The sequence below is a fragment of the Vulgatibacter incomptus genome (assembly GCF_001263175.1).
Taxonomy (GTDB): Bacteria; Myxococcota; Myxococcia; order Myxococcales; family Vulgatibacteraceae; genus Vulgatibacter; species Vulgatibacter incomptus.
Map to the genome: position 1 here is coordinate 3,397,875 of NZ_CP012332.1, position 24,582 is coordinate 3,422,456.

The window sequence follows — 24,582 nt, forward strand, 5'->3', positions numbered from 1 at the left end:
GGACGGTGCGATGCGGATCCTCGTGGTGGAGGACGAAGAGAAGCTGGCGCGCCTCGTCGCGCGAGGTCTCACGGAGGAAGGGCACGCCGTCGACGTCTGCGCGGACGGGGATCAGGCCGCCGAGCAGGCCCTCGCCAGCCCCTACGACGTGATCGTCCTCGACTGGTCGCTCCCGGGGCGCGACGGAGTCCAGCTCCTCCGACTCTGGCGGGAGCGCGGGATGCGCACCCCGGTGCTCATGCTCACAGCTCGCGGCACCGTGGGCGAGAAGGTCATCACCCTGCGTGCAGGCGCCGACGACCACCTGGTCAAGCCCTTCGCGTTCGAGGAGCTCCTGGCGCGCCTCGAGGCGCTCCATCGCCGCGGCGCCGGCGACGTCGGCACCCTCGCGCTGGGAACGGCTCGCGTGGACCGCGGCAAGCGCGCCGTGGTGGTGGGAGAGAAGAGCGAGCCCCTCACGGCCCGCGAGTTCGCGCTCCTCGACGAGCTGGCGTCGCGCAAGGGCGAGGTCCTCACCCGGACGCACCTGCTCAGCAAGGTCTGGGGCCTCGACTTCGAGGGCTCGCCGAACCTCGTGGACGTCTACATCGGATACGTCCGCGGCAAGCTGCGCGACGCCGGAGCGGAAGACGTGCGGATCGACGCCGTCCGCGGGATCGGCTACCGCCTCACGGTGGAGGGCGAATGAAGCTCGTCACCCGGCTCTGGACCTTTGGCGCCCTCGTGCCCGCCCTCGGCTGCGCCGCCGCCTTCCTCCTGGCCGGCGAGATCTTCCGGCAGTCGATGAAGGAGTCCCAGGACGAGGCGCTCCTCGCCCAGGCGACCACCGAGGCGATCAGCCTCTTCGACGCGCCGGACGCGGCGGTCCACCTCCACATGGAGATCTCGCCGCTCCTCGAGCAGGTGCGCCCCTTCGCGCCGGTTGCGAGCGTATACGGGCCCGACGGCGCGCTCCTGCTGGTGTTCCCGAAAGACGCCGAGGTTCCACCGAAGGTGGCGCCCTCGCCGCGGATCGAGGAGCCCGTGCTCCTCACCGACGAGGCTCGCAACGCGCGCGAGCTCCTGGTGACGCTCCATCACCCGAAGGAGCAGCGCCCCTACACCCTGCGTCTCGAGTCCAGCTACGGCGGGATCGACGCGACCATGCGGCGCTTCCACCTCGCCGCCGCGCTCCTCACCGGGGCGTTCTCGCTCTGCCTGGGCGTCTTCCAGGCCATCGGCGCGCGCAGCGTCGCGATCCGGATCGCCGGACTCGCCCGCCACGTCGCCGCCGTGGCCCGCGGCGACCTCGAGCGGCTCCCTCCCGACGACCGGGCCGGCGACGAGATCTCCGACCTGCGCGACGGCGTCGCCCATGCAACCCTCGAGCTCAAGGGCAACCGCGACGCCCGCGAGCGCTTCATCGCCGACGCGGCCCACGAGCTCCGCACGCCGCTGGCGGCGATGCGAACGTCTCTCGACCTCGCCCTGCGCCGCCAGCGCTCGCCGGAGGAGCTCCGCGAAGCGCTCACCGAGACACGCGACGAGGTCGACCGGCTCACGGCCCTCTCCTCCCGACTCCTCGACCTCGCGGCGATGCGGAGCGCGCCCCTCGCCCTCGAGACCGTCGACCTGCGCGAGCTCGCCGCGTCCAGCCACGCCGCCTACGAGGCGCTGGCGCAGGCCCGCGGCATCCGCCTGGTGCTCGAAGGGGGCTCCGTCCCCGCCAAGGGAGACCCCGCCACGCTCCGCCAGGCGATCGACAACGTGCTCCACAACGCGATCAAGCTCACGCGGACGGGCGGGACGATTCGCACGAAGATGGAGGTCTCCGGACACCGGGCGGCGATCGTGGTGGAGGACGAGGGCCCGGGGATCGCCGCGGCCGATCGCGAGGCGGTCTTCGAGCCCTTCCATCGTGTGATCCTGCAGGTGAAAGGGACCGGCCTGGGGCTGCCGCTCGTCCGCGAGATCGCGAGCCGCCATGGCGGGTCCGCCCGCTTCGAGGAGCCGCCTTCCGGGCGGGGCGCGCGCTTCGTCTTCTCCCTTCCGCTGCTCGGCTGAATACCGGCGGACCACTGCGCGCCTTGCGAGGCGCGGCACCGGACCGTAAGACTGTCGACCGCGATGCTTCCGACCAAACCCGTCAGACCCGGCGATCTGCTCGCCATCGTCGCTCCCAGCGGCCCCTATCCCGAAGAGCGGTACGCGAAGGGCCTCGCGGTCCTCCGGGAGCGCGGCTTTCGCGTGAAAGAGCTCCTCCCGCCGAGGCCTTGGCGCTACCTCGCCGCGGAGGATCGGGAGCGGTCGGCGGCGCTCTCGGAAGCCTTCGCCGATCCGGAGGTGCGGGCCATCTTCGCGGCCCGGGGCGGTTACGGCGCCATGAGGCTCCTCCCCTCGATCGACTGGGCCGCCGCCGCGCGGAGCGGCAAGGCCTTCGTGGGCTTCTCGGACGCGACCGCGATCCACCTGACGCTGCAGGACCGCGGCGCGCGCAGCGTCCACGGCCCGGTGATCACGCAGCTCGGCGAGCAGCCGCAGGAGGCGGTGGATCGGCTCTTCGCGCTCCTCGGCTCCGACGGGGCGCCTCCGCCGATCGCGGGGCGCACGGTGGTGCCGGGAACGGCAAGAGGCCGGCTCGTCGGCGGATGCCTGAGCCTCGTCTCGCGGCTGGTGGGGACGCCCTATTTCCCGTCTCTCGCCGGCTGCATCCTCCTCCTCGAGGACGTGGGCGAGAGGCCGTACCGCCTCGACCGGATGTGGACGCACCTCTCCCTCACCGGCGTTCTCGACGAGCTCGCAGGGGTGGCGATCGGCGACCTCACCTCCTGCGACGAGCCGGGCGCGGGCTTCACCGCCGCTCAGGTGCTCGAGGAGCTCGCGGCCTCCTCGGGCAAGCCGGTGATCTCGGGCCTGCCCATCGGACATGGGGACGTGAACCTCGCCGTCCCCCTTGGCGCCATGGCCGAAATCCGCGATGGATCGCTGCGTTTCGAGGAAGGCCTCTTGTGATCGACGCGCTCGCCCGGCTCCTCGACCGAGCGATCGCGGACGGCACCTGCCCGGCTGCCCAGGCGTGTGTGATTGCGCGTGAGGAGGAGCTCCACGCCTCTGCTCACGGAGCGGACACGGACAGCGAAACACTCTTCGACATCGCCAGCCTCACCAAGGTGATGGCGACCACGACCGCTGCGTACGTCCTCCTATCGCGAGGGACAGTCTCTCTCGACGATCGCGCTGCCTCGTTTCTCCCGGAGCTCGCGGGCGGCGGGAAGGACGGGATCCTCGTCCGGCACCTGCTCGCGCACACCAGTGGCCTGCCCGCCTGGCTGCCGCTCTTCGCCAAGGCCGGGAACCGGCAGGAGGTCCTGTCCGCCGCCGGGGCAGCGCCCCTCGAGACTCGGCCCGGCGAGCGCTGCGTCTACAGCGATCTCGGCTTCATCCTCCTGGGCGAGCTCCTGGCCCGTGCGTCGGGCATCCCCTTCGACGCGCTCTGCCAGCGGGAGATCTTCACGGCGCTCGCCCTCGACGACACCGCCTTCCGCCCGCTGCGTCACCGGGCCATCGCGCCGACGGGGCTCCTCCGGCCTCGGCCGCCGGCGCCAGGTCAGGAAGCGCTCCTCCCGGATTGTAGCGGCGTCCCGGAAGGACCGGGCGTGGTCGACGACGACAATGCCTGCGCAATGGGCGGAGTCGCGGGCCACGCGGGCCTCTTCTCCACCGCCCGCGACGTTGCGCGCTGGGGCGCCGCCATCCTCGAGGAGCGCCGCGGCGCCGGCCGCCTTGGACGCGCGGAGGTGCTCGAGGTGCTGCTCCGACCCGATCCCCACGAAGGACCGCCGCGGGCCCTCGGCTTCGATCTCCCGAGCGGCGAGCGACCGAGCGCCGGCTCGAAGCTCGGCCACGGCGGCCCCCTGGGCGCCGCCGGCCACCTCGGCTTTACCGGCTGCTCGATCTGGCTCGACTTCGATCGCCAGCTCTCGGTGGCGCTCCTCACCAACCGCGTCTTCCCCTCCCGCGCCAACGTGGCCGGAATCCAGCGCCTCCGCCCGGCCTTCCACGACGCCGTCGTCGAAGCGCTGGACGGCTGAAGAACGGCGGCCTGCCCGCTGCGGCCGAGGCCTTGTCGGTGGTATGGAAGCCCCAGCGCGGCAGACGCGCAGCAAGGAGCGAGGGCGATGGGTGAAGCCGTGACGAGCGCCGCGATCGGCGAGGCCGGACCTCTGGAGCGGATCCCTGCAGGCGTCCGGCGGATCCACCTCCTCGGCGTCGGCGGCACCGGCATGGGCGCGTTCGCCGCGCTCCTGAAGGCGGCGGGCTACGAGGTCACCGGCTCCGACGAAGCGCTCTACCCGCCCATGAGCGAGATGCTGCCGAAGTGGGGCATCGACGCCTTCCAGCCCTACGCCCCCGAGAACCTCGACCGCGCGCGCCCCGATCTCGTCGTGGTGGGCAACGTGATCCGCCGCGTCAACGTCGAGGCGGAGGCGATGCGCGAGCGCGGCCTGCCCCACGTCTCCTTCCCACAGGCCCTCGGCCAGCTCTTCCTCGAGGATCGCCACTCGATCGTCGTCGCCGGCACCCACGGCAAGACGACCACCACGTCGATGGCCGCGCACCTCCTCGCCGCGGCGGGCCGGGATCCTTCGGTGCTGGTCGGCGGCGTCGCCGGAAACTTTGGCGGGAACTTCCACCTGGGCACGGGCGCCGACTTCGTGGTGGAGGGCGACGAGTACGACACCGCCTACTTCGACAAGGGGCCGAAGTTCTGGCACTACCGGCCGCGGACGGTGATCTTCACTTCATGTGAATTCGATCACGCCGACATCTACCGCGACGACGCGCACTACGAGTCCTCCTTCGAGCGGCTGATGGAGCTGGTACCCGAGGACGGCCTCGTCCTCGCCTGCGCCTCGACCGGCGCGCCGGAGCGGATCGCGCGCGCACGCTGCAAGGGCCGCGTGGAGACCTACTCCGCCATGCCCGGCGTCGAGGCCGACTGGATCGCCGACGAGCTCCGCAGCGGACCGGAGGGCACCCGCTTCACCGTGCGCCGCCACGGGGAGAAGCTCTCCGAGGCGCTCCTCCCGCTGGGCGGCAGGCACAACGTGGAGAACGCGCTGGGCGCCATCGCCGCCTGCATGGATCGCGGCGTCACGGCGGAGGCCCTCGCCGCCGGCCTCGCAGACTTCCTCGGCGTCCGTCGTCGGCAGGAGCTCCGCGGCGAGCCCAACGGCATCCGCGTGATCGACGACTTCGCCCACCATCCGACGGCGGTGCGCGAGACCCTCGCGGCCGTGGCCGCCAAGAACCCCGGGCGGCGGCTCGTGGCCGTCTTCGAGCCCCGCTCCAACACCAGCCGCCGCTCGCTGCACCACGCAGCGTACGCCGCGAGCTTCGGTGAGGCCTCGCTCGCGATCCTCCAGGCGCCGCTCAAGCACGACAAGGTGCCCGAGGACGATCGCCTCGACGTCCAGAAGCTCTGCGCCGACATCACCGCCGCAGGCACGCCCGCACGAGCCTTCTCCACCCCCGACGAGATCCTCGCTTGCCTGCTCGAAGAGGCTCGCCCCGGCGACGTGATCCTCCTCATGTCGAACGGTGCCTTCGGCGGCCTCCCGGGCCGGCTGGTAGACGCGCTTTCGTCGCGCGCCAGCTGATCCGCTCTCGAGGCTCGAACAGAGGCCTCCACGACCGCGCCCAGCCCGCTCGCGACTCCTCCCGGTTCAGTGGATCGTCCGACCTTCGCCTTCGGCGGCCGGCGCCTGCTCGGCGCCGACCTTCGTCGCCTCGGCCACCTTGCCCTCGAGCTGATCCCCGAGTTTGTCGAGCTGCTCCATCGCGCGCGCCCTGGCTGGCGCCATTGCTTGCCTCTCTCGCTCGGAGACGGGGAGCAGGAACGCTGCCGCCGCGCCAAGGGCGACCGCGCCCAAGAGGAGGCCCGCGAGCTGCTCCTCCGCCCGCTCCTGGAAGCGGGCCGAGAGCTCCTCGCCGGAAGGCATCTGAGCCCGCGCCCGGGTCATCCGCTCCCTCACCTGGCCGCGCCGCTGGGCCGCTCGCTCCTTCGCCCTGGTCAATCGCTGGGATGCGCGCTCCCGCGCCGCGGCGATGCGCTCCGACGCCGGTGCGCCCCCGAGCTGCGCCTCGTGCTCGGTGAGACCCTCCTCCTCCTTCCGGGCGCCCATCAGCCGGGCGGCCATCGCGCCGATCAACCCGCCCGCCGCAGCGCCCATCAGCCCGAGGGCCGTCGGGCTCTCCGAAGCGCGAAGCCTCATTCGATCCGCAGCATCCATCGCCATTCGCCTCGCCTCTCCGGAGACGTAGCCGGGGGTCGCTCTCCTCGAGATCTCGTCCGCTATGTCGTTCAGGTTTCGCTGCGCGCGTGCGATCGCATCGAGTGCATCCTCTCGCTCGCCCATCTGCGCTCCTCCTCGATGACCCGCGCCGCGTCCTTGGGAACCGGCCGGACCTGCTTGAGCTTCACCACGCCGCCAAGTGCCGCGATTGCGCCGAGACAGAGGACGACGATCCCGATCAGGATGGCGGAGAGCCACAGCGGGATCACCAGAGCCAGGGCCACGATGCCTCCGGCGACCAGGGCGAGCACGCCCGCGAAGGCCAAGGCGGAACCCATGCCGACCGTCGCGCCTCCGGAAGCGGTGGACCTCACCTCGTCCCGGATCTCGGCCTTGGCGAGCCGCAGCTCCTCCCGAGCGAGCCGCTTCGAGTCCTCGAGGAAGAGCCTCACGAGCTCCGGGGTCGACATCGCGTCGTAGCGCTTGCCGGCCGGGGCGCGCTCTCCCCCGGGCGGCGGCTCCCTCCGTCCCGGCTCGCCTCCAGGAGGCGCCCCCGGAACGCGGGTCCGGGCACGAATGCGCCGTGGGTGCACGACCCTTCCGGCCTCCACCCGCGGCGCCGCCCTGGGAGCTTCGCCGCCGCGCTCCAGCACCTCGCTCTCGGCCTCGCCGTGCTTCCTGCGGGCTGCCGCCGCGCGGCGCCTCTCCTCATGCAGCTCGTCGAGGGCCGCGGTCGTCACCTCCCGGAGGTTTCCCTCCTCGAGGGTTACGCCCGCCCGCTCCGCCTCCTCGATCGTGTGGCGATCGGCGGCGCTCTTGTAGAAGCGCTCGTCGCGGGCGCCCTCGAGGTCGCGCCTGGCCGCCTTCTCCTCGAGCTCCCGCTTCTCACTCTCGGTGTATCCCTCGTGTTCCATGGCTCGTCAGCTCCGCAGGAGTCTCACTCCGAGGAACCCCAGCGCAAACGCACCGCCGAGGATCACGCCTGGATGCGCCTTCACGCTCTCGCTCAAGTCTTCGATGACCTCGGACGCGGAGCGCTTGCGCAGGATCCCGGCGGCGTTCCGGATCCCCTCCGCTGCGCCCGAGGCGATCCGCTGCTGGGACTCGTGGCCCCGTTTCCCGAGCACATCGGAGAAGTCGTCGAGGGAGGAAGCGAACTCCTCGAGGCCGGTGACGAACTCCCCCTTCCTCGCCTCCGCCACCGTCGCGATTCGCTTGCGAACGGGCCGGTGCGCCTCCTCCGCCTGCTCTCCCTCCTCGGTCCCCTTCGTCTCCCTGGCTTCCTCCGTTTCCTCCGCTTCGGATTCATAGGAGGCAGAGACGCGCTCTCCTTCCGAGAAGGACTCGGTCCGCATGTCGGATCGCTCGTATTCCTCGAGCCTCTCCAGCGGACCCCTGGGGCGGGATCCCTCGTTGCTCTTCTCGTCCACCTCGCACCTCCTCCTCGGGCCGGCGCTCCGCCGCGGGGCGTCCTTCACCCCAACGTAGGCAGCACCATGCGGGTAGTGAATGAACGTGGGCGGAGACGGTCGCCCTGCGGGCAGGCAACCGACGTGAGACGAGTGTGCGCGCCTCTACTCGAGAGGCTGACAGTGCGGGCAGAAGACGCTCGAGCGCCCTCCCAGCACGATCTGCTGGAGCTCGTTGCCACAGCGGGGGCAGGCCTCTCCCGCCCGCTGGTAGACCAGGAAGGGGTTCTCGCTCCCCGGCTCCTCGACGTATTTGATCTCGTCGCCACCCGTCCATTCGAGCGTGTGCTCGATCGCTTCGTCGATCGCGCGGACGAGGTCTTTCACCTCCGCGAGCGAGAGCGTCTTCGCCACGCGCGCCGGGTGGATCTGGGCGCGGAAGAGCGCCTCGGTCGCCTGCACGTTGCCGAGCCCGGCGATCACGGCCTGATCCATGATCGCGACCTTCACCGTGCGTGCGGTCCTCTGCAGCTTCTCGTGGAGCCGCTCCGGATCGAGGCCGTCCAGGAGCGGATCGGGGCCGAGCTTGCGGATCACCGGGAGCTTCAGGAGCTCGCTCGCCCGATGGATGGCGATCCGTCCAAAGAGGCGTTGGTCGTCGTAGACGACGAGGTCGTCTCCCTCGAGCGAGAGCGTCGCCCGCGCGTGGTCCGGAGGCGGATCGTCGGGGGAGCGCCGCAGCCACTTACCGGTCATGCCCAGGTGGCTGAGCATGCCCACGTCGTCGTCGAAGGAGAGGAGCAGGTACTTGCCCCTCCGATCGATCCCCTGGAGCGTGCGCCCGCTCAGCTCCTTCTCGAAGGCGTCACGGCTCGAGCCCCGGAAGATCCGGGTGTCCGGCGCGGAGGCGCGCTCGATGGTGCGGCCCTCCATCCAGCGGCGAAGACACCGGGCGGCGAACTCGACTTCCGGCAGCTCGGGCATCGTCCCCTCGCAGTCCCGACAATCCGGGCCGGAGCGTGTGAAGAACTCGGTCCCGCCACGCGGGCCCGGGTTCTTCAGCTCGCGCTTCGCGCGAGAGCGCTCCTTTTCGTTTGCTCCGCCTTCGGCTCCGCGAGAGTTCGTGAGTTCCTCACGAACTGTCAGTCCGAGACCTGCTTGTAGCCGAGGCTTCGCAGCGTCGACCGCAAGCGCTCGGCGGCGGCGTCGAGATCGGCGGGGTTCGGGTTCCGGTCCTGGTTGGCGAAGTTCATGTCCTGGAGGGTGCGGATCGGCACCAGGTGCAGGTGCACGTGGGGCACCTCCAGGCCGGCGATCATCATCCCGACCTTCACCGGCTGGAAGGCCTGCTGGATCCCCTTCCCGACCGCCTGGGCCACCTCGGTGAGGTGCGTGGCCAGGTCCTGCGGCAGGTCGATCCAGTGATCGATCTCGTCGCGGGGCACCACCAGCGTGTGGCCTGGAGCGAGCGGCGCGATGGTGAGGAAGGCCACGCAGCGATCGTCCTTCCAGACGAACCGGCCAGGGAGCTCGCCGCGGATGATGCGGGTGAAGAGGGACGCCATCTCGTGGACCTCGTCGGTAGACGCCCGGCGGACGGCCGGGCGAATTTTCGAGCGATGGTAGAGCGGCGGCGCCGATGCCGGAAGCCAAATCACGCCGTGCAGAAGCGGGTCACCGCGTCGTGCAGGAGGCGCATGCCGAAGCCGAATCCGTCCACCGGGATCCGCTCGTTTTTGTCGTGGAAGAGCTCCGCAAAAGGGAGCCCCGGCGGGAGGCCCACGGGAGCGAAGCCGTACCACTTGGTCCCGAGGCGGGAGAACGCGAGGGCGTCGGTGAAGCCGGGGACCATGTAGGGCACGGGGATTCCCGCGGGATCCGCACGCCGGATCGCCGCGGCGAGGGCTTCGAATAGCGGCGTCCGAGGCGAGACCTCCAGCGCGTCGAGGACGCGGACGACCTCGAGCTCCACGTCCTCGCCCACCACCGCACGAAGCTCGTCCAGGAGCCTGGCTCCCGCAGCACCCGGGAGCGTGCGCCCATCGAGGCCCGCCTCCGCCCTGTCGGGGATCACGTTCAGCTTGTCCCCTGCACGGAGCATGGTCGGCGCCACCGTGTTCGAGAGCACCGCCCGCAGGGATCTCGCCAGCGCCCTGTCGGGCAACGCGCGGAGGATCCATGGAGCGAGGCGGGGATTGAGCAGCGCCCGGAGCGCGAGCCCCTTGGGCGGGCCGACGGCCTGCGCCGCGGTCTCCAGGAAGCCGCGGGTCGCGTCGGTGGCATGGATCCGGAGCGGCCGCCTCTCGAGGCGGGCGATGGCGGCGGAGAGCTTCCCGACCGCGCTCTTCTCGCGAGGCATCGAGCCGTGGCCGCCCTCGCCCCTGGCGGTCGCCTTGATCCAGAGCACGCCCTTTTGCGCCACCTGGATCGGGTAGAAGCGGCGGCCCTCCAGGTGGAGGGTGAAACCGCCGATCTCACCCAGCGCATACTCTGATCTCACAAGCTCCGGGTGGTGATCCACGAGCCAGGCCGAGCCCAGGTCGCAGCCCGCCTCCTCGTCCGCCACCAGCGCGAGGATCACGTCCCGCTTCAGCTTCGCGCCGGTGCGAGCGAGGGAGCGGAGCAGGGTCACGCACATGGCCGCGTGGTGCTTCATGTCGATGGCGCCGCGGCCCCACACGAAGCCGTCGCGGATCTCGCCGGCGAAGGGCGGGTGCGTCCAGCCTTCACCGGCGGGGACCACGTCGAGGTGGGCGGTGAGCAGGAGCGGCGGGGCCTCGCCCGAGCCCTTCCAGCGGCAGACGAGGTTGGTGCGATCCCTCGCGCCCTCGAGGAGCACGGGCTCGAGCCCATCCTTCCGCAGCAGCTCGGCGCACGCTTCGGCGGCGGGACGCTCGTTCCCCGGCGGGTTCGTGGTGTCGATCCGAAGGAGCGTGACGAGGAGGCGCAGCGCCTCGTCCACCCACTCTTCGGCGAGGTCCCCGTAGGTCGTCTCGTGCACCGCTTCCCCCTCCCGCGCCTGCGGTCCTACTGCGGCGCGCCGCGCTTCCCTTCCGACTGCGGGGCAGACGCTCCGGACCTCACGACCTTGCCGCGGGCGAGGAAGCCCGCGACGACCTCGCCCAGCGCCGCGAGGCGGCCGCCGGCACCCGACCTCAGCTGCGTGAGGCCGCGCGCGAGGCGGAGCACCGAGGCGTCGTACGGGTACCACCACAGCTCCCGCTTGGCGCGGCTGCGGTCGACCAGGACGAACCTGGGCCGGGTGAGCTCGTCGAGCATGTGCGGGCTGTTGGTCACGCCGAAGCCGCTGCCCCGCACGCCTCCCCAGGGCGCCTGCGCGAGGCCGCCCGTGAAGGCGTGGTTGTTCACGGTGATCACCCCGGCGTGGATCCGCCTGCCGAGGCGCTCGGCGCGATCCGTGTCCTTGGACCAGACGCTCACGGTGAGACCGTAGGCAGAGGCGTTCGCTCGCTTTACCGCGTCCTCCTCGTCCCTCACCCGGACCACGGGGAGCACGGGACCGAAGGTCTCCTGCGCCACGAGCGCGAGGTCGTCGGGAGGCCCGAGCACTAGAGTCGGAGCCAGGTGGAGTCCCTTCTCGCCGCTCTCGCCTCCCGCGACGGAGACGCTCCGACGGCGGGCCTCGTCGAGCTGCGCGTCGACGATCGCCTTCTGGGCGGGCGTGGTGAGGGGGCCGATCTCCACGCTTCCCTCGGGGCCCGGCCCCACGCGGAGCGCCGCGACCTTCTCGCGAAGGAGCACCTCGAAGCGATCGGCCACCGACTCCACGACATAGCAGCGCTCGATCGCCGCACAGTTCTGTCCCGCGTTCGCGAACGCGCCCCAGACCACGCCGTTGGCGGTCCTCTCGAGGTCCGCGTCCGCGAGGACGATCGCCGCGTCCTTACCCCCGAGCTCCAGGGTCACGGAGGTGAGCTTCTCGGCGCAGGCCCGCGCCACCGCGCGACCCGTGCGAGGCGAGCCGATGAACACCAGGTGGTCCACGCCAGCGCCCACGAGGGCGCTCCCCTGCTCGCCGCCGCCCTGGACCAGGGCGAAGAGGCCGGGGGGCAGGATCCCGTCGAAGATCCTCGCCAGGAACGCGCCGCTGCGGGCTGCGTGCTCCGACGGCTTGAGGATCACCGCGTTCCCCGCGAGGAGCGCGGGCACCACCGTGCGGAGCGGGAGCATCAGCGGGAAGTTCCACGGGCTGATCGCCGCCACCACGCCGCGGGGCAGGTGCTCGACCACGCCGCTCTTTCCGGGGAAGAGCACCGGGTTCACCGGCACGCCATCCGCCTGGAGGAGCAGCGGTCCCTTCGAACACCAGTAGTCAAACAGATCGGCACACGGGACGATCTCGGAGAGGTAGCTCTCCGCGCGGGGCCTGCCGTTCTCCTCCTCGAGGATCGCGGCGGCCTCCTCGGCCCTCTCGAGGAGACGCTTGCCCGCCTTGCGGAGCAGCGCCGCCCGCTCCTTCACGGGCCGCAGCGCCCACTCGTGCTGGGCATCTCTCGCCCGGGAGACGATCCCCGCGAGCTCGCCCGCTGGAGTGATCGCGAGGGGCTCGAGGGGCGCGCCGTCGATCGGCCGCACCCCGCGGATGAAGCCGCCCTCGATCACCGGGGTCGACGCGGCCCCGGGCTCCGAGCCCACGCTCCGCCACTCGACCTTGGAGGGATCCGGCTGCACGCAGGAGGCGAGCTTGGCGCGCTTTCCCTTCACGAGGATCCACGCCAGGCAACCGAGGCCCACGATCGCCTGGATCGGGCCTACGACGTTCAGCGCGGTCTGGAACGGCGCCACATCCTTCACCGGAGGTGCGAGGCCCGCGTGATAGGTCTCGTAGGTCCCTACGTGGAAGTACTGGTCCCAGGTGACGAGCCAGATCAGGATCCAGGCGCCCAGGCCGAGGACGACGTTGGCGATCGCCCAGCCCATCTTCCCCGTGCGGACGAGGTGGAGGGAGACGGCGGCGCCGGCAGCTCCAGCAGCGACTACCGAAACGAAGAAGACCGGCGAAACCCAGACCAGTGAGAGCTGCGACTCGGGCAGGAGGTAGGCGTACATCCACGCCGGCCAGCTGAAGAGGAAGTACTGCACGGAGATCGCGAAGACGACGACGAAGAGCATCGCCACGCGAAAGGCCGCACGGCCCCGCCCCGCGCGCACCAGCTTCGTCCCGAGGAGGACGAAGAGCGCGGCGAGGCCATATGCGGTGGGTGGGTCGAGCGGGACGGTCGGCGCAGCTCCTGGGGCGGTGGGCAAGGTGGCGGCCGGCCGCCTCGGGGGAGCCGAGCCCCCGAAGCTTGATCCGAGCACCGTCAGCCAGTGTAAACGCCCTGGAATAGCGCGACATGCCGCGCGGATTCCGTGCGTCCATCGGACGACGATCCGATGGACGCGGCGCCAGCGCGAGAGCGCTCCTTTCCGTTTGCTCGGCTGCTCCAGCTCCCCTGGGGCTCCCCTGGGGCTCCCGGGGGGCTCGCGGTGCCGATCAGGCCTCGAAGAAGCGCGCAAGGACCGCCGCCATTCGCTCCGGATCCTCGGCGCCCCCCTGCTCGCGGATCGAGTGCATGGAGAGCATCGGATTCCCGACGTCGATGGTGCGGATGCCGAGCCGCGCGGACGAGATCGGCCCGATCGTGCTCCCGCAGGCGAGATCGGTGCGGCTCACGAACTTCTGGAAAGGGACGTTCGCGTCCCTGCAGAGGAGCTCGAAGAAGGCCTCGCCCTCCGCGTCCGTAGCGTAGCGCTGCTGGGCGTTCACCTTGATCACCGGGCCGCCGTTCAGCCGGGGCTGGTGGTGGGGCTCGTGCTTGTCGGTGAAGTTCGGGTGGAGCGCGTGGGCCATGTCGGCGGAGATCTGCCAGGAGCGCGCGGAGGCCCGATGCAGCGCCTCGGCGCCACCTGCCGCGATCCGGGTGAGCACGTCCTCGACCAGCGAGCCGCCCGCGCCAGAGGTCGAGCCGCTCCCCACCTCCTCGTGATCATAGAGGCAGGCGATCTGGGTGGACTGCGCCGCCGGCGCGCGGAGGAGCGCGGTCAGGGCGGCGTGGCAGGACGCCTGATTGTCGAGGCGGGGCGAGAAGATGAACTCACCGCGCAGACCGCCGACCGCGGGCGGCTGCACGTCCATCAGCGAGAGATCCCACGAGAGGATCCGCTCCTCCTCGACCTCGAGCTCGGCGGCGAGGACTGCGCGGAGGTTCTTCGGAAGCGAGTCGTCCGTCAGCGCCAGCACCGGCGGGAGGTGGAGCTGGTTGTTCAGGATGAGGCCCTTCTTCGTGACCTCGCGGTCGAGGTGGATCGCGAGGGAGGCCACCCGTGCCATCGGACGCGCCATGGTCACCAGGCGCCGCTCCAGGCCGCCGGGCTCGTCGCCGCGGAGCACCACCTTGCCGGCCAGGCCGAGGTCGCGGTCGAGCCAGGTGTGCGTGAGCACGCCGCCGTAGACCTCCACGCCGAGCTGGCGGTAGCCGTCCTTGGTGAAGTCCGCGTTCGGCTTCACCCTGAGGTTGGGCGAGTCCGTGTGCGCGCCGACGAGGCGAAAGCCCGCGTCCGCCGCAGCGCCCATTCCCACCCGGAAGAGGACGATGGCTCCGCTGCGGGCCACCATGTAGCCGCGGCCGGGCTCGAGATCCCAGGCGTCGCCTTCTTCCACGCGCAGGAATCCCGCCGCGGCGGCGCGGCGCTCGACCTCCGCCACGCAGTGGTACGGCGTCGGGCTGGCCTCGATGAACGCGAGGAGGTCTGCCGTGGTCGAGTGGATCGAGGGAGGCGAGGAGGGCTTGCGCAAGGGAGGTGCTCCGGAGAGAGACGTTCGCTCCGGATTACCCGCGCCGGGAGGCCAGCGTCAACCGGCGTCGGGCTTCACGGACCTGCGCATGCCGGAACCCGTTCCGCTCCACGCGGGGTGAAGCGCCCGCGGCCACCAGTCGCCCCGCGCGGGGTGGGGTCCTCAGTGAAGCGCGTCAGGCAGCGCCAACACGAACTCGGCCACCTCGGCCTCGAAGGTGCTGCCGTCTGGCCGCTCCATCGTGAACGTGCCGCGCATCGTCCCGATGGGCGTCTGCAGGGGCACCCAGCTCGTGTATTCGAATGTTTCACCAGGAGAAAGATTGGGCTCCTTCCCCACGACGCCCGGACCCTCGACTTCCTCCTCCCGGCCCACGCCGTCCTGGATGAACCAGTGGCGGCGCCGGAGGCGGGCGGGCCCCTCACCCTCGTTGCTGATCCGGATCGTGTAGGTGAACGCGTAGATCCCTCTTGCGGCGTCGGAACGCTCCGACCAGAAGGCCGGACGGACCTGCACGCGGATCCCCTGGGTGACGGCGATGGACATGGCAGAGGGTATGCCCCGCGGCGCGCCCAAATGCAAAGGCGCGCCGCGCGGTCGACACGTCCGATCGCCGAGGCCGCGCGGCCCGTCGAGGCTCGCGCGGACCCGGCACGGCAGCGCTCAGCGGTAGAGAGCCACGCCGACTCCCACGGAGATCAGCTCGCCGGATTCCAGGCCCCAGAGCGAGATCGTGCCGTTCGGCGCCGCCGGCATCGCGGTCCAGGTGGTGCCGTTCCAGCGCCGGAGCTGCTTCCCGGTGATGAGGAGGATGTAGGCCTCGTTCGGCGAGACCACCCAGACACCGCCGATGGTGTCGGTGGTGCCGGTGGGCACGTGGGTCCAGCTCGAGCCGTCCCAATGGACGGCGACGCCGTTCTCACCGACCGCCCACACGTCCGTGGCGCTGCTGCCGTGGATCGCGTTCAGCTTCGCAGTGGTGTTCGACGCCTGGGACAGCCAGCCGGAAGGACCATGGGCGAAGATCGTCCCCGCGTTGCCAACCACCCAGGCCTCGCCGCTCGGCGCCGCCCAAAGGCCGTAGAAGCTCTCCGTGGTCGCGAGGGTCTCCTTCGTCCAGTCGCTGCCGCTCCAGCCGAAGAGGTTTCCCGAGGCTCCCGCGAGCCAGACGTTGCCGTTCGAGCCGCCGAGGGCGTTGAGCACCGGCGAGAGGGTCCCGCCCGCCTGGGTCCAATGGACGCCGTCCCATCGGAAGGTCCGATACGAGTTGTTGACGGCGAGCCAGAGGGTGCCCGCTCCGTCCGCCCAGATCGCGCGGACCGTCGAATTGGAGGACCCCGGCCAGCCCAGGCTGGTCCAGGTGGAGTCGCCGTCCCACTCGAAGATCTCCCTGCCGCAGGTGACCCAGAGGCCCAGCGCGTCACCCGCCACCTTCTGGCAGTAGCCCGGATCGGGGACGATCCACTGGAACGCATGGTCCCAGGCAGGAGGCGGCGGGACGAAGCACTGCTTTCGACCCTCGACCACGCCGCAGCGCTCACCCGCGCCGCAGGTGCCGCAAGCCACCTCGCGCTGCTCGCCACAGGCGTCCGTGACCAGGATCGGACCGCACGAGGCCTCGGCGATCAAGCAGAGCCCCGAGTCCGTCTCGGGGATGCACGCGCCAGCTCCTCCGGTGCCTCCGGTGCCGCCACTCTGGCCCGCGTCGCCGCCGGTGCCACCCTGGCCGGCATCGCCGCCGGTGCCACCCTGGCCCGCGTCGCCGCCGATGCCGCCCTGGCCTGCGTCACCGCCGCTGCCGCCCTGGCCCGCGCCGCCGCCGGTGCCGCCCTGGCCTGCGTCACCGCCGCTGCCGCCCTGGCCTGCGTCGCCGCCGCTGCCGCCCTGGACTGCGTCGCCGCCGCTGCCGCCCTGGCCTGCGCCACCGCCGCTGCCGCCCTGGCCTGCGTCGCCGCCGCTGCCGCCCTGGCCTACATCACCGCCGCTGCCGCCCTGGCCCGCGTCGCCGCCCGTGCCGCCGGTGCCGCCCTGACCCGCGTCGCCGCCGCTGCCGCCGGGCTCCAAACCGTTAGAAATCGCCTCCGTGCCACCGCACGCAAAAGACAAAACGAGACATGCGACGCCCATGGCGCCGCCAATCGATCGGAACTGCATGTACGTAAACCTCGCGCCCCCCTTCGCGCGGGGAGCCGCGACGGCGCCCGAGATCGGGCCGCCTGCGAACGTGCATCGGCGCGACCATCGCGCCGAGGACGGGCACGTCTTCGTTTCAGCCTTGGGCAGGTTTCCTGGCTCTCGGGCGCAGGCCGCGCGAGGCGACCTGCAGCGCTCCCGGCCTTCCCCTCCCACGCGAGGGAGAGTGGCCACGTCCTTGGAAGCGCCTTGACCCGATTACAGTGGCGGAACCGCGCCGGCTTCGAACCGGCTTCCCTTTTCTCCGCGACGAGCGGAGCACCCACGGCTTTCGTCCGGCGCGCAACCTAGGCGGAGGTCCCCTAGCCGTCAAGGCCGACGCAGTGCAACGGCTCGCGGCAGCGGCGGCAGCTCGCGGCCCGCCTGCATCGATCCGCCCCCTGCCGCGGCGGGGGGCGGATTATCGATACGTGGCCTAGTACCGGTAGTGGTCGGACTTGAAGGGGCCGTCCACCGGCACGCCGATGTACTTCGCCTGCTCCTTGGAGAGCTTCGTGAGCTTGGCGCCGAAGGCGTCGAGGTGGAGGCGCGCCACCTTCTCGTCCAGGTGCTTGGGGAGCGTCTGCACGGTCTTGCCGTACTTTTCGGCGTTGGCGTGCAGGTCGAGCTGCGCGAGCACCTGGTTGGAGAAGGAGTTCGACATCACGAAGCTCGGGTGGCCGGTGGCGCAGCCGAGGTTCACGAGCCGCCCCTCCGCCAGCACGATGATGCTCCGGCCGGTGGCCTTGAACTTCCACTCGTGGACCTGGGGCTTGATCTCGATCTTCTCGACCTCGCCGCGCTCGCGCATCCGCTCGAGGCCGGCCATGTCGATCTCGTTGTCGAAGTGGCCGATGTTGCAGACGATGGCGTTGTGCTTCATCTGCCGCATGTGCTCGGCGGTGATGATGTCCTTGTTGCCCGTCGTGGTGACGAAGATGTCGAAGGTCCCGACGACGTCCTCGAGGGTGACCACGTCGAGGCCCTGCATGCAGGCCTGGAGCGCGCAGATCGGGTCGATCTCGGTGATCGACACCTTGGCGTCCTGACCCTTGAGCGACTGCACCGAGCCCTTGCCCACGTCTCCGAAGCCGCAGACCAGCGCGCGCTTGCCGGCGATCATCACGTCGGTGGCCCGCATGATCGCGTCGATCAAGGAGTGGCGGCAGCCGTAGAGGTTGTCGAACTTGCTCTTGGTCACCGAGTCGTTGACGTTGATCGCCGGGAAGAGGAGCGTGCCGTCCCTCTGCATCTCGTAGAGGCGGTGGACACCCGTGGTGGTCTCCTCGGACACGCCGCGGATCCCGGTGGCGATCGGCTCCCAGAAGCCGCGGTCCATGGCGAGGACGTCGCGCAGGAGGGTGAAGATCACCTGCTCCTCGAAGACCTTGGTGGAGGCCGGATCCGGCGCCTTGCCGGTCTGGCTCACCTCGAGGCCCTTGTGCACCAGGAGGGTCGCGTCACCGCCGTCGTCGACGATGAGGGTCGGGCCCTTCCCGTCCGGCCAGCGGAGTGCCTGGAGGGTGCACCACCAGTACTCCTCGAGGGTCTCGCCCTTCCAGGCGAAGACCGGCACGCCGGCGGGCTTGCTCGCGGTGCCCTTGGGACCCACCACCACCGCGGCCGCGGCGTGGTCCTGGGTCGAGAAGATGTTGCAGGAGACCCAGCGCACGTCGGCGCCGAGCTCCACCAGCGTCTCGATCAGCACCGCCGTCTGCACGGTCATGTGGAGGGAACCCATGATCCGCGAACCGGTCAGCGGCTTGGACGCGGCGAACTCCTTCCGGATCGCCATCAGGCCGGGCATCTCGTGCTCGGCGAGCTCGATCTCCTTGCGGCCGAAGCGCACCGTCTCGGGCGAGAGGTCGCGCACCTTGTAAGGCAGGTCCGAGACGAGCGGCAGCCCGGTGGACATGAAGGCGGGGACCTGGGTCATCGAGGCAGGCGAGGACATGTGGACTTCCCTTTCGTGAGGAGTCGAGGCGGAGGGGATAGCGCGAGAGGAGCCCGACCGCAACCGCGACGGCACACCCCCCACAAGGTCGTTCGTAGGTTCATTCTTCGCCCCGTGGGGGCATCGGTCCCCAGAGCGCCTCGAGGTCGAGCTCCAGCTCTTCGAACGGCTCGGCCCGCGCCCGCTCGCTCTCCTCGAAACCCCCAACGATCAGAAACCGACTGTGCTCGCTACGAAGGACCTGGAGCGAGCGCTCGAGCGGATCGAGGAGCCAGACATACCGGACGCCGGCCCGGGCATAGAGGCGAATCTTGCGGATCCGGTCGAGGCGCGCGGTCGAGGGCGAGAGCACCTCGCAGACCCAGTCGGGCGGAAGCTCGAAGAAGGGCGCGTCCGGAGGTACGGGCAGGCTCTCCTTCCTCCATCCGGCGAGGTCCGGGACCAACACGTCCGAGCCAAGGTGCAGCTCCGGCTCGTCGACGATCCACCAGCCGCCCGGGCCGTTCCGACCGATCTGGAAGGGGCCATAGAGCTCCCCGCCCAGCGCGGAGCTCACCATGGCGTGGCGATTACCCGGGCGAGGCGATGCCCAAAGCTCGCCCTCCACGATCTCGCCGATGAGGTGCTCGGGGAGCGCCTCGAGCTGCTCGTAGGTCGCTGGGCGTTTTCCGATCTTCTTCGCGGTCATACGAATCCCCCGAGTCTTGCATGCCCCCTCCGACACTACCGCCCGACTGGCATCCCGCACGCGCCGACGGATCGGCGAGGCGTACCGTCGGGCAACCAAAATCCGACGGGCTACGCCCAGAGCGCCTGGAGGTCGAGCTCCACCTCGTCGAACGGCTCCGCCCGCACCCGTGCGGCCTCCTCGTGGCCCTCGACGATCAGGAATCGGCCGTGGTCGTTTCGCAGCACCTCGAGCGAGCGCTCGAGGGGATCGAGGAGCCAGACGTGCCCGACACCGGCCCGGGCATAGAGTCGCATCTTGCGGAACCGGTCGAGGCGCGCGGTCGACGGCGAGAGCACCTCGCAGACCCAGTCGGGCGCCACCTCGAAGAAAGGGAGGCGGACGCTGGGAAGCCGCTCCTGCCGCCAGGCCGCCAGGTCCGGCACGAGAACGTCCGGGCCCAAGTGGAGCTCCGGCTCGAGGAGGATCCACCAGCCTCCGGGGCCATTACGCCCGCGGTGGAAAGGGCCATTGAGCTCGTAGCCGAGCTGCAAGGCGGCAAACGAGTGCCGGCCCGAGGGCCGTGGGCTCGCGATCAGCTCGCCCTCCACGATCTCGCCGACGAAATGCTCCGGCAGCGCCTCGAGCTGCTCGTAGGTCGCCGGGCGCTTCCCGGATTTCTTTGCGGACATGCTCATCCCCCGAGTCTTGCACGCCCCTCCGACACTACCCCGCCTACCCGCCCCCGGCGAGCATCCCGCTCGCGCCCTCGATCGACTTGCCGCTCGAACCGACTCCCGCCGGTTGGACCGGTCCGGCTGTACCCGCCCCCATGCCCCACTATCAGTTGAATGGAACGCCGATGGAATCGAACTTCGACAGGTCGTATCGATACACGGAGTTGGCGTCTTTGCCCCAGTTGGCTCCCCAGCCGGAATAGGTGACGTAGAGGTATTCGCTCGTGAGCGTGTGGTCGATGGGGAGCTGCTCGCCTACAGAGCCGAACCAACGTTTCGACCAATCCGATGTACGAATGAGGATGAGACTTGTGTCGCGAGGACCACTCTCATTCCCGTTGAAGACTTCGACAGAAATGAAATCATCAGCGCTTTTTATTTTTTGCGGAAGGCCGACCAGGCCAGCCATCACAGGGCCAAGCGTGACTTTCGGCTCTTTTTCCAAAACTCGCGGAGCGAACCAAACAGCGATTGCCCCAGGAAGCCCATCAACTCCCCGTGCTGCACCGACAATCCTGGCACGATCCAATCCAACTGCCCACGTCCGCCATGGGAGATCGGAGATGACGGTTCGCAAACCGCGACCGTCAGGAGCCCATGCCCGAATCCGAGAACCGTTCTCGAAGGATTTCCTTTCAGCCCAAATGGCCAGATCTGCATCCTCCGCCCCAGACTCGACCATATACCCATCCTCCACGTCATCCAGGAGCGAAACATCGCTCGACCCAGGAACCAGCGACGCGCTGATGGTTTGAGGGCAAAGAAAGAACGTTCGACCACCATTTCGGAACTCGAGCGTTGAACAATATTTATCCCTGGCGTCGGCGAGCCGTGGTGGCTTCTGCCAAAGCCAGCGGCCGTATGAAATCTCCCAGGTCCCCTTTACGATCTTCAGCTCCCGCTCGTCGGTCTCGGTCGACATCATCACATGGAAAGCGTTGTCGAAGCTGTAAACACGATACGAACATGGTTGCATCAGTGGCTCGCGGATCCGCTGCAACGCTGCAACCGTCTTGCCGGTTCCAAGATCGATGATTCTCCTCAGACCTCGCGCGCTCTCACCCAAGGTCTTCGAATCGTAAAGAAAAGAATAAGACGTCGTTAGGACAGCCCGCTCTTCGCCCTCTGCAAACATGGTACTCAATCGAGGATTCAAACCCGAGCCGAACCCCTGAGACGTATCGGCTCTTTCGCAGCCTGAACCACAGTTCGCCCACTGAAGCGCCTGGACCGGAAGCTCGGCGGGATCGGCTTCGAGAATCCTACAACCGCTGGTATCGAATGGGCTCTCGAGACCTGACCTCCAGATCGAGTCGTCCCCGAGCCACAGCGGAAAGGGATCGGGGGCGCCGGCCGCTCCACCGGTTCCAGACGCCACTTCGCCCCCTGCGCCGCCGATCGAAGGATGTCCTCCGCCTCCGCCCTTACCGCCGCTCCCCGAAGGGCCGCTCGGAAGCGGCCCCCGGATGCCATCAGTGCAGGCAGCCATGCATAGGAATGAGGCCGCCGCACCGGTGATCACCGCAACAGCCAGCGAACCGATTATAGAGCGGTGCATGGCTCCCCCTTAACGAACTCACGCGGCTCAAGGCTATCCATGCGGAGCTCCCCATTGGCATCCCGGACCGGGAGCACTGGACCGAGCGTGCCCGTGACCGGAGCCTCGAGAGGCTCGCCGTCCCGACCGCGTTTGCCCAAAAAAGCCGGCAGGCCGTTTGGCTTTAGCTGGATCAGCCAAGATGTGTAGCTCGCAGTGTGGGCAGCAGTGAGAACGATCTCTCCCTCCAGGGTTACCGAGAGCGGTGAGTGTCAACATAGTTGTCGCCTCCCCGGTCATGCGGCCGCGGTCCTCTCTGGCGTGAGCCTTACGTGCTGAATGCGAGACCAGTTTCTCGTAGAACCGCTCCAGCGTTCGGGCCATCGCTCGCGCGCAGCCGCATAGACGCCAGCACGCTTCTCGAGAATCGCGAGGTCCTGTCCGGCATGGCGCTGCGCGGGAGTCACAAACCGGATTCCACTGTGGAGGTGCGTCGCGTTGTACCAAGCGACGAAACTCTCGACCCAGGCACGTGCCACGGCGAGCGAGGCGAACGGCCTCGACGGGAAGTCAGGCCGATACTTCATCGTGCGGAAGTGCGCCTCCGCGAACGCGTTGTCGTTGCTCACCCGGGGGCGGCTGAACGACGGGACGACGCCGAGCACCTGAAGCGTGGCCTGCAAGGTCGAGCCTTTCATCGCCGCGCCGTTGTCGGCGTGGAACACCATGCCGTTCGGATTGACGTCCAAACGCCGGCAGGCCTCGACGAAGAGCTCCTTCGCAAGCTCCTCGGACTCGACGTCGTGCACGGCCCAGCCAACTACCTTCCGACTCCAGAGATCGAGGATCGTGTAGAGGCGAAAGAACATGCCGCGAATCGGTCCCCGCAGATACGTGATGTCCCAAACCCAGACCTGGTTCGGCCCGGTGGCGACATGCTCAGGCCGCTTGCGACGCATCGGAGGCCGCGACGCCTGCCGGTGCTTCAGAAGCTTTTCCCTGCGGAGCAAGCGGTAGATCGTCGCCTCGGAAGCGACGTAGATGCCTTCATCCGCAAGGAGCGGAACGATCTGCGCGGGCGACAAATCCCGGAACTTGGGCGAGGTTACGAGCGCGAGAATCCTCTGCTGCTCGGCCTCGCTGAGCTTGTTTCGCGGCGCCGTCAGCGGCCCACATCGGAGATCGTCCTCGGCTCCTGCGCGCCATCGCTGCACCGACCGAGCGCTCAAGCCAATCTCCTCGCAGGCTCTCTCGAATCTTGCGCCGCTGACGACAGCCTCGTCGAGGAGCTCGAGGATCATCTTCCGCTCTTCCCGTCTGTGTCGTCGTCCTCGTCCCCCCAGATCTCCTGCACTTTTTTTTTGAGGACGAGGAGCGCGGCGGTCTCCGCGAGCGCCTTCTCCTTACGCCTGAGCTCGCGCTCGAGCTCGCGAACCCGCTTCGCATCAGGCCCAACAGAACGACGCGCTGCTGCGCTCCCAAGGCTAGCGACGGCAGTTGCGCGCCACTCATCGAGCTGGGCTTTGTGCAGTCCCTTCTGGCGGAGGTACGAGCCGAGCTCGTCATCACTCAAGCTCGCTGTCTCGATCAGGACCTGCAGCTTTTCCTCGCTGGTCCACTGGCGGGTGCTCTTGTCGTCGCGGTCGTCCATCTTGACGCCGAGCCTACCCGCATCCAGCAGCCAACGGGAGAGCGTCGCCTGGGCAATCCCGGACTGCCTTGCAAGCGCAGTCGCCGACATCGCGTGCGGCCCCGTAAGCTTCTCCACCATCTTCGCCTTGAACCCCTCGGAGTACGGAGTCCGACCCATCTCCAACCTGCTCTTCGCCCCCTACTTGATCGACCTACGCTGTCACGACGAGGCGACAACTACGCTGACACAGGGGGGTATCCAGGACGTAAAGCCTGGATAGGCGGGGATCATATGCCGCCCCAAGGATCGTTCCCGAGGGATTGACGCCCGTGAATTGGGTCGCGGTTGTCACGCCCGAATCGATCTCAGTCTTGAGAACTCCGCCGCTGTCGACCTTCGAGCTCCCCCATACCTGATAAATTGCCCCCTCACTCGCCGTGTAAAGCGCACGCCCGTTCGGCGGCAAAGATACCTTGGCAGTGGACATCGCTTCGGCCTGGGCTACCGCTTCGGCAGCCGAAAGGGCAGCGGCCGTATCACTAGTGCCGTGACGCATCGCACTAGCCATGCCACCAACCACCAAGCCCTTTCCCTTAATCGCTACGACCGGAATCACCGCGCCCTGAGACGTCACCATCACGGCGCGCGCCTCCAGCCCCGCGGTGGCGAGGGCATCCGCGCTCTCCACAGCGGTGATCCAGGTAATCTCGGACCCGTTGCTCAGGATCTTCTGAAGATCGGAATCGATTGAAGACTTCAGCTCCTGCCAGACGCCCCCGCCTCGCGAGATTACGAACTTATCCAGATCGTTCCATCCCAGCACGGCCGGATTGATGATCGAATTTCGTCCTTCATTCGAAACGATCTCATACAAGTCCCTCGGATTCACGAAGGGCATACACCCAGGGACCAGGCATCGCCTCATCGTTACGCCTTGGAGTGGATCAATCGCCCCCTCGATCATCACGAAAGACACCGAGGATCGAAGAGCGCCATCCCACTCGTTGTCCCTGCGGCTACGGTATTCGTCGGTCCGGACCAACGTGGAGCCGAGGAATCCATACACACGCTGACCGGCGGCAAAAACCTTCCCGCTATCGATATCCTTTTCCCAATCCCATCGAAGGTCTTCCTGATTCCCTTCGACGCCGCCCGCGACGCCCTCGCGGACCCGCACATCCCCTCCTCCTCCATCTCCTCGATTCGTACCCCAGGTGCCGTCCGGCATCTGCCTGGATACATCAATCTTGACCCATGGCGTTTTGGAGTCATGCACGAGCTCCGCCCCGCAGCGGTCTAGGAGGCAAACGTCGTCGAAGATTGGCTTGCCATCGTCGTCATAGCAATCGCAAAACCGGTAGGCCATTTTTTCCATGGCGGTCTCAATCGGTGAACGCAC

General features: G+C 69.0%; 21 protein-coding genes and 1 riboswitch. Of the genes, 5 read left to right on the forward strand and 16 right to left on the reverse strand.

The window, feature by feature from the left end; genetic code table 11:
* Positions 1–10: 10 nt before the first annotated feature.
* The 5 genes from AKJ08_RS14105 to mpl all read left to right on the forward strand — a co-directional run bounded on the left by AKJ08_RS14105 (position 11) and on the right by mpl (position 5,639).
* Positions 11–688 carry a response regulator transcription factor gene (locus tag AKJ08_RS14105; RefSeq protein WP_050726652.1) on the forward strand — a complete coding sequence of 226 codons (678 nt, stop codon included), beginning with the start codon at positions 11–13 and terminating at the stop codon, positions 686–688.
* On the forward strand, positions 685–2,043 hold the full coding sequence (locus tag AKJ08_RS14110) for a sensor histidine kinase (RefSeq protein WP_050726653.1): 1,359 nt from the start codon (positions 685–687) through the stop codon (positions 2,041–2,043). The genes AKJ08_RS14105 and AKJ08_RS14110 overlap by 4 nt, the downstream gene beginning before the upstream one ends.
* A gap of 63 nt (positions 2,044–2,106) precedes the next feature.
* Entirely contained in the window at positions 2,107–2,991 is an 885-nt protein-coding gene (locus tag AKJ08_RS14115) for a S66 peptidase family protein (RefSeq protein WP_050726654.1), read from the forward strand.
* Positions 2,988–4,070 carry a serine hydrolase domain-containing protein gene (locus AKJ08_RS14120; RefSeq protein ID WP_050726655.1) on the forward strand — a complete coding sequence of 361 codons (1,083 nt, stop codon included), beginning with the start codon at positions 2,988–2,990 and terminating at the stop codon, positions 4,068–4,070. Before AKJ08_RS14115 ends, AKJ08_RS14120 begins: the two co-directional genes overlap by 4 nt.
* 87 nt (positions 4,071–4,157) lie before the next feature.
* Complete coding sequence (gene mpl, locus AKJ08_RS14125; protein ID WP_082343189.1) at positions 4,158–5,639, forward strand: UDP-N-acetylmuramate:L-alanyl-gamma-D-glutamyl-meso-diaminopimelate ligase; 1,482 nt, start codon at positions 4,158–4,160, stop codon at positions 5,637–5,639.
* A 66-nt stretch (positions 5,640–5,705) separates the two neighbouring features.
* On the opposite strand, the gene AKJ08_RS14130 is transcribed toward mpl, so the two are convergent.
* The 16 genes from AKJ08_RS14130 to AKJ08_RS14205 form a co-directional block, all read right to left on the reverse strand.
* On the reverse strand, positions 5,706–6,254 hold the full coding sequence (locus AKJ08_RS14130) for a hypothetical protein (protein ID WP_157370698.1): 549 nt from the start codon (positions 6,252–6,254) through the stop codon (positions 5,706–5,708).
* An 89-nt stretch (positions 6,255–6,343) separates the two neighbouring features.
* Positions 6,344–7,189, reverse strand: coding sequence for a phage holin family protein (locus AKJ08_RS14135; protein ID WP_050726657.1), 846 nt, complete (start codon positions 7,187–7,189; stop codon positions 6,344–6,346).
* Between the two features lie 6 nt (positions 7,190–7,195).
* Positions 7,196–7,705, reverse strand: a complete 510-nt coding sequence (locus tag AKJ08_RS14140; protein ID WP_050726658.1) for a hypothetical protein — start codon at positions 7,703–7,705, stop codon at positions 7,196–7,198.
* Between the two features lie 144 nt (positions 7,706–7,849).
* Positions 7,850–8,668 carry a bifunctional DNA-formamidopyrimidine glycosylase/DNA-(apurinic or apyrimidinic site) lyase gene (gene mutM / locus AKJ08_RS14145; RefSeq protein WP_050726659.1) on the reverse strand — a complete coding sequence of 273 codons (819 nt, stop codon included), beginning with the start codon at positions 8,666–8,668 and terminating at the stop codon, positions 7,850–7,852.
* Between the two features lie 158 nt (positions 8,669–8,826).
* Complete coding sequence (locus tag AKJ08_RS14150) at positions 8,827–9,249, reverse strand: HIT family protein (RefSeq protein WP_050726660.1); 423 nt, start codon at positions 9,247–9,249, stop codon at positions 8,827–8,829.
* Positions 9,250–9,338: 89 nt separating this feature from the next.
* On the reverse strand, positions 9,339–10,685 hold the full coding sequence (locus AKJ08_RS14155) for a M20/M25/M40 family metallo-hydrolase (protein ID WP_050726661.1): 1,347 nt from the start codon (positions 10,683–10,685) through the stop codon (positions 9,339–9,341).
* 26 nt (positions 10,686–10,711) lie between these two features.
* Positions 10,712–12,952 carry an aldehyde dehydrogenase family protein gene (locus AKJ08_RS14160; RefSeq protein ID WP_050726662.1) on the reverse strand — a complete coding sequence of 747 codons (2,241 nt, stop codon included), beginning with the start codon at positions 12,950–12,952 and terminating at the stop codon, positions 10,712–10,714.
* Between the two features lie 229 nt (positions 12,953–13,181).
* Positions 13,182–14,483, reverse strand: coding sequence for a M18 family aminopeptidase (locus AKJ08_RS14165; RefSeq protein ID WP_240475351.1), 1,302 nt, complete (start codon positions 14,481–14,483; stop codon positions 13,182–13,184).
* Between the two features lie 162 nt (positions 14,484–14,645).
* On the reverse strand, positions 14,646–15,029 hold the full coding sequence (apaG, locus tag AKJ08_RS14170; protein WP_050727596.1) for a Co2+/Mg2+ efflux protein ApaG: 384 nt from the start codon (positions 15,027–15,029) through the stop codon (positions 14,646–14,648).
* A 117-nt stretch (positions 15,030–15,146) separates the two neighbouring features.
* Complete coding sequence (locus AKJ08_RS19425) at positions 15,147–16,637, reverse strand: beta propeller repeat protein (RefSeq protein WP_157370699.1); 1,491 nt, start codon at positions 16,635–16,637, stop codon at positions 15,147–15,149.
* 107 nt (positions 16,638–16,744) lie between these two features.
* Positions 16,745–16,957, reverse strand: a riboswitch (cobalamin riboswitch).
* Between the two features lie 134 nt (positions 16,958–17,091).
* Positions 17,092–18,570, reverse strand: a complete 1,479-nt coding sequence (gene ahcY, locus AKJ08_RS14180; RefSeq protein WP_050727597.1) for an adenosylhomocysteinase — start codon at positions 18,568–18,570, stop codon at positions 17,092–17,094.
* A gap of 139 nt (positions 18,571–18,709) precedes the next feature.
* Positions 18,710–19,297: a Uma2 family endonuclease gene (locus AKJ08_RS14185; protein WP_050726664.1), complete on the reverse strand. Its 588-nt coding sequence runs from the start codon at positions 19,295–19,297 to the stop codon at positions 18,710–18,712.
* 110 nt (positions 19,298–19,407) lie between these two features.
* The gene (locus AKJ08_RS14190) at positions 19,408–19,968 is read right to left on the reverse strand and encodes a Uma2 family endonuclease (RefSeq protein WP_050726665.1); all 561 of its coding nucleotides are present in this window, start codon (positions 19,966–19,968) and stop codon (positions 19,408–19,410) included.
* 151 nt (positions 19,969–20,119) lie between these two features.
* Positions 20,120–21,148 (reverse strand): hypothetical protein, encoded by a 1,029-nt coding sequence (locus AKJ08_RS19430; protein ID WP_157370700.1) that lies wholly within the window; start codon positions 21,146–21,148, stop codon positions 20,120–20,122.
* 698 nt (positions 21,149–21,846) lie between these two features.
* A protein-coding gene (locus AKJ08_RS14195; protein ID WP_157370701.1) for an IS3 family transposase occupies positions 21,847–23,360 on the reverse strand; the annotation gives its coding sequence in 2 pieces (ribosomal slippage) (positions 21,847–22,898 and positions 22,898–23,360; 1,515 coding nt in all).
* A 34-nt stretch (positions 23,361–23,394) separates the two neighbouring features.
* Positions 23,395–24,558 (reverse strand): hypothetical protein, encoded by a 1,164-nt coding sequence (locus AKJ08_RS14205; RefSeq protein WP_157370702.1) that lies wholly within the window; start codon positions 24,556–24,558, stop codon positions 23,395–23,397.
* Positions 24,559–24,582: the final 24 nt, after the last annotated feature.

What these genes read in the sequence shown, in the direction of transcription:
- apaG (WP_050727596.1), bottom strand. Translation starts at nt 15,029, where the DNA reads ATGTCCATCGCCGTCACCCAGGGGATCCGCGTGCAGGTCCGTCCGGCC.
- mpl (WP_082343189.1), top strand. Translation starts at nt 4,158, where the DNA reads ATGGGTGAAGCCGTGACGAGCGCCGCGATCGGCGAGGCCGGACCTCTG.
- AKJ08_RS14150 (WP_050726660.1), bottom strand. Translation starts at nt 9,249, where the DNA reads ATGGCGTCCCTCTTCACCCGCATCATCCGCGGCGAGCTCCCTGGCCGG.
- ahcY (WP_050727597.1), bottom strand. Translation starts at nt 18,570, where the DNA reads ATGTCCACCGGGCTGCCGCTCGTCTCGGACCTGCCTTACAAGGTGCGC.
- AKJ08_RS14135 (WP_050726657.1), bottom strand. Translation starts at nt 7,189, where the DNA reads ATGGAACACGAGGGATACACCGAGAGTGAGAAGCGGGAGCTCGAGGAG.
- AKJ08_RS14105 (WP_050726652.1), top strand. Translation starts at nt 11, where the DNA reads ATGCGGATCCTCGTGGTGGAGGACGAAGAGAAGCTGGCGCGCCTCGTC.
- AKJ08_RS14110 (WP_050726653.1), top strand. Translation starts at nt 685, where the DNA reads ATGAAGCTCGTCACCCGGCTCTGGACCTTTGGCGCCCTCGTGCCCGCC.
- mutM (WP_050726659.1), bottom strand. Translation starts at nt 8,668, where the DNA reads ATGCCCGAGCTGCCGGAAGTCGAGTTCGCCGCCCGGTGTCTTCGCCGC.
- AKJ08_RS14190 (WP_050726665.1), bottom strand. Translation starts at nt 19,968, where the DNA reads ATGTCCGCAAAGAAATCCGGGAAGCGCCCGGCGACCTACGAGCAGCTC.
- AKJ08_RS19430 (WP_157370700.1), bottom strand. Translation starts at nt 21,148, where the DNA reads ATGTTTGCAGAGGGCGAAGAGCGGGCTGTCCTAACGACGTCTTATTCT.
- AKJ08_RS14185 (WP_050726664.1), bottom strand. Translation starts at nt 19,297, where the DNA reads ATGACCGCGAAGAAGATCGGAAAACGCCCAGCGACCTACGAGCAGCTC.
- AKJ08_RS14130 (WP_157370698.1), bottom strand. Translation starts at nt 6,254, where the DNA reads ATGAGGCTTCGCGCTTCGGAGAGCCCGACGGCCCTCGGGCTGATGGGC.
- AKJ08_RS14115 (WP_050726654.1), top strand. Translation starts at nt 2,107, where the DNA reads ATGCTTCCGACCAAACCCGTCAGACCCGGCGATCTGCTCGCCATCGTC.
- AKJ08_RS19425 (WP_157370699.1), bottom strand. Translation starts at nt 16,637, where the DNA reads ATGCAGTTCCGATCGATTGGCGGCGCCATGGGCGTCGCATGTCTCGTT.
- AKJ08_RS14205 (WP_157370702.1), bottom strand. Translation starts at nt 24,558, where the DNA reads ATGGAAAAAATGGCCTACCGGTTTTGCGATTGCTATGACGACGATGGC.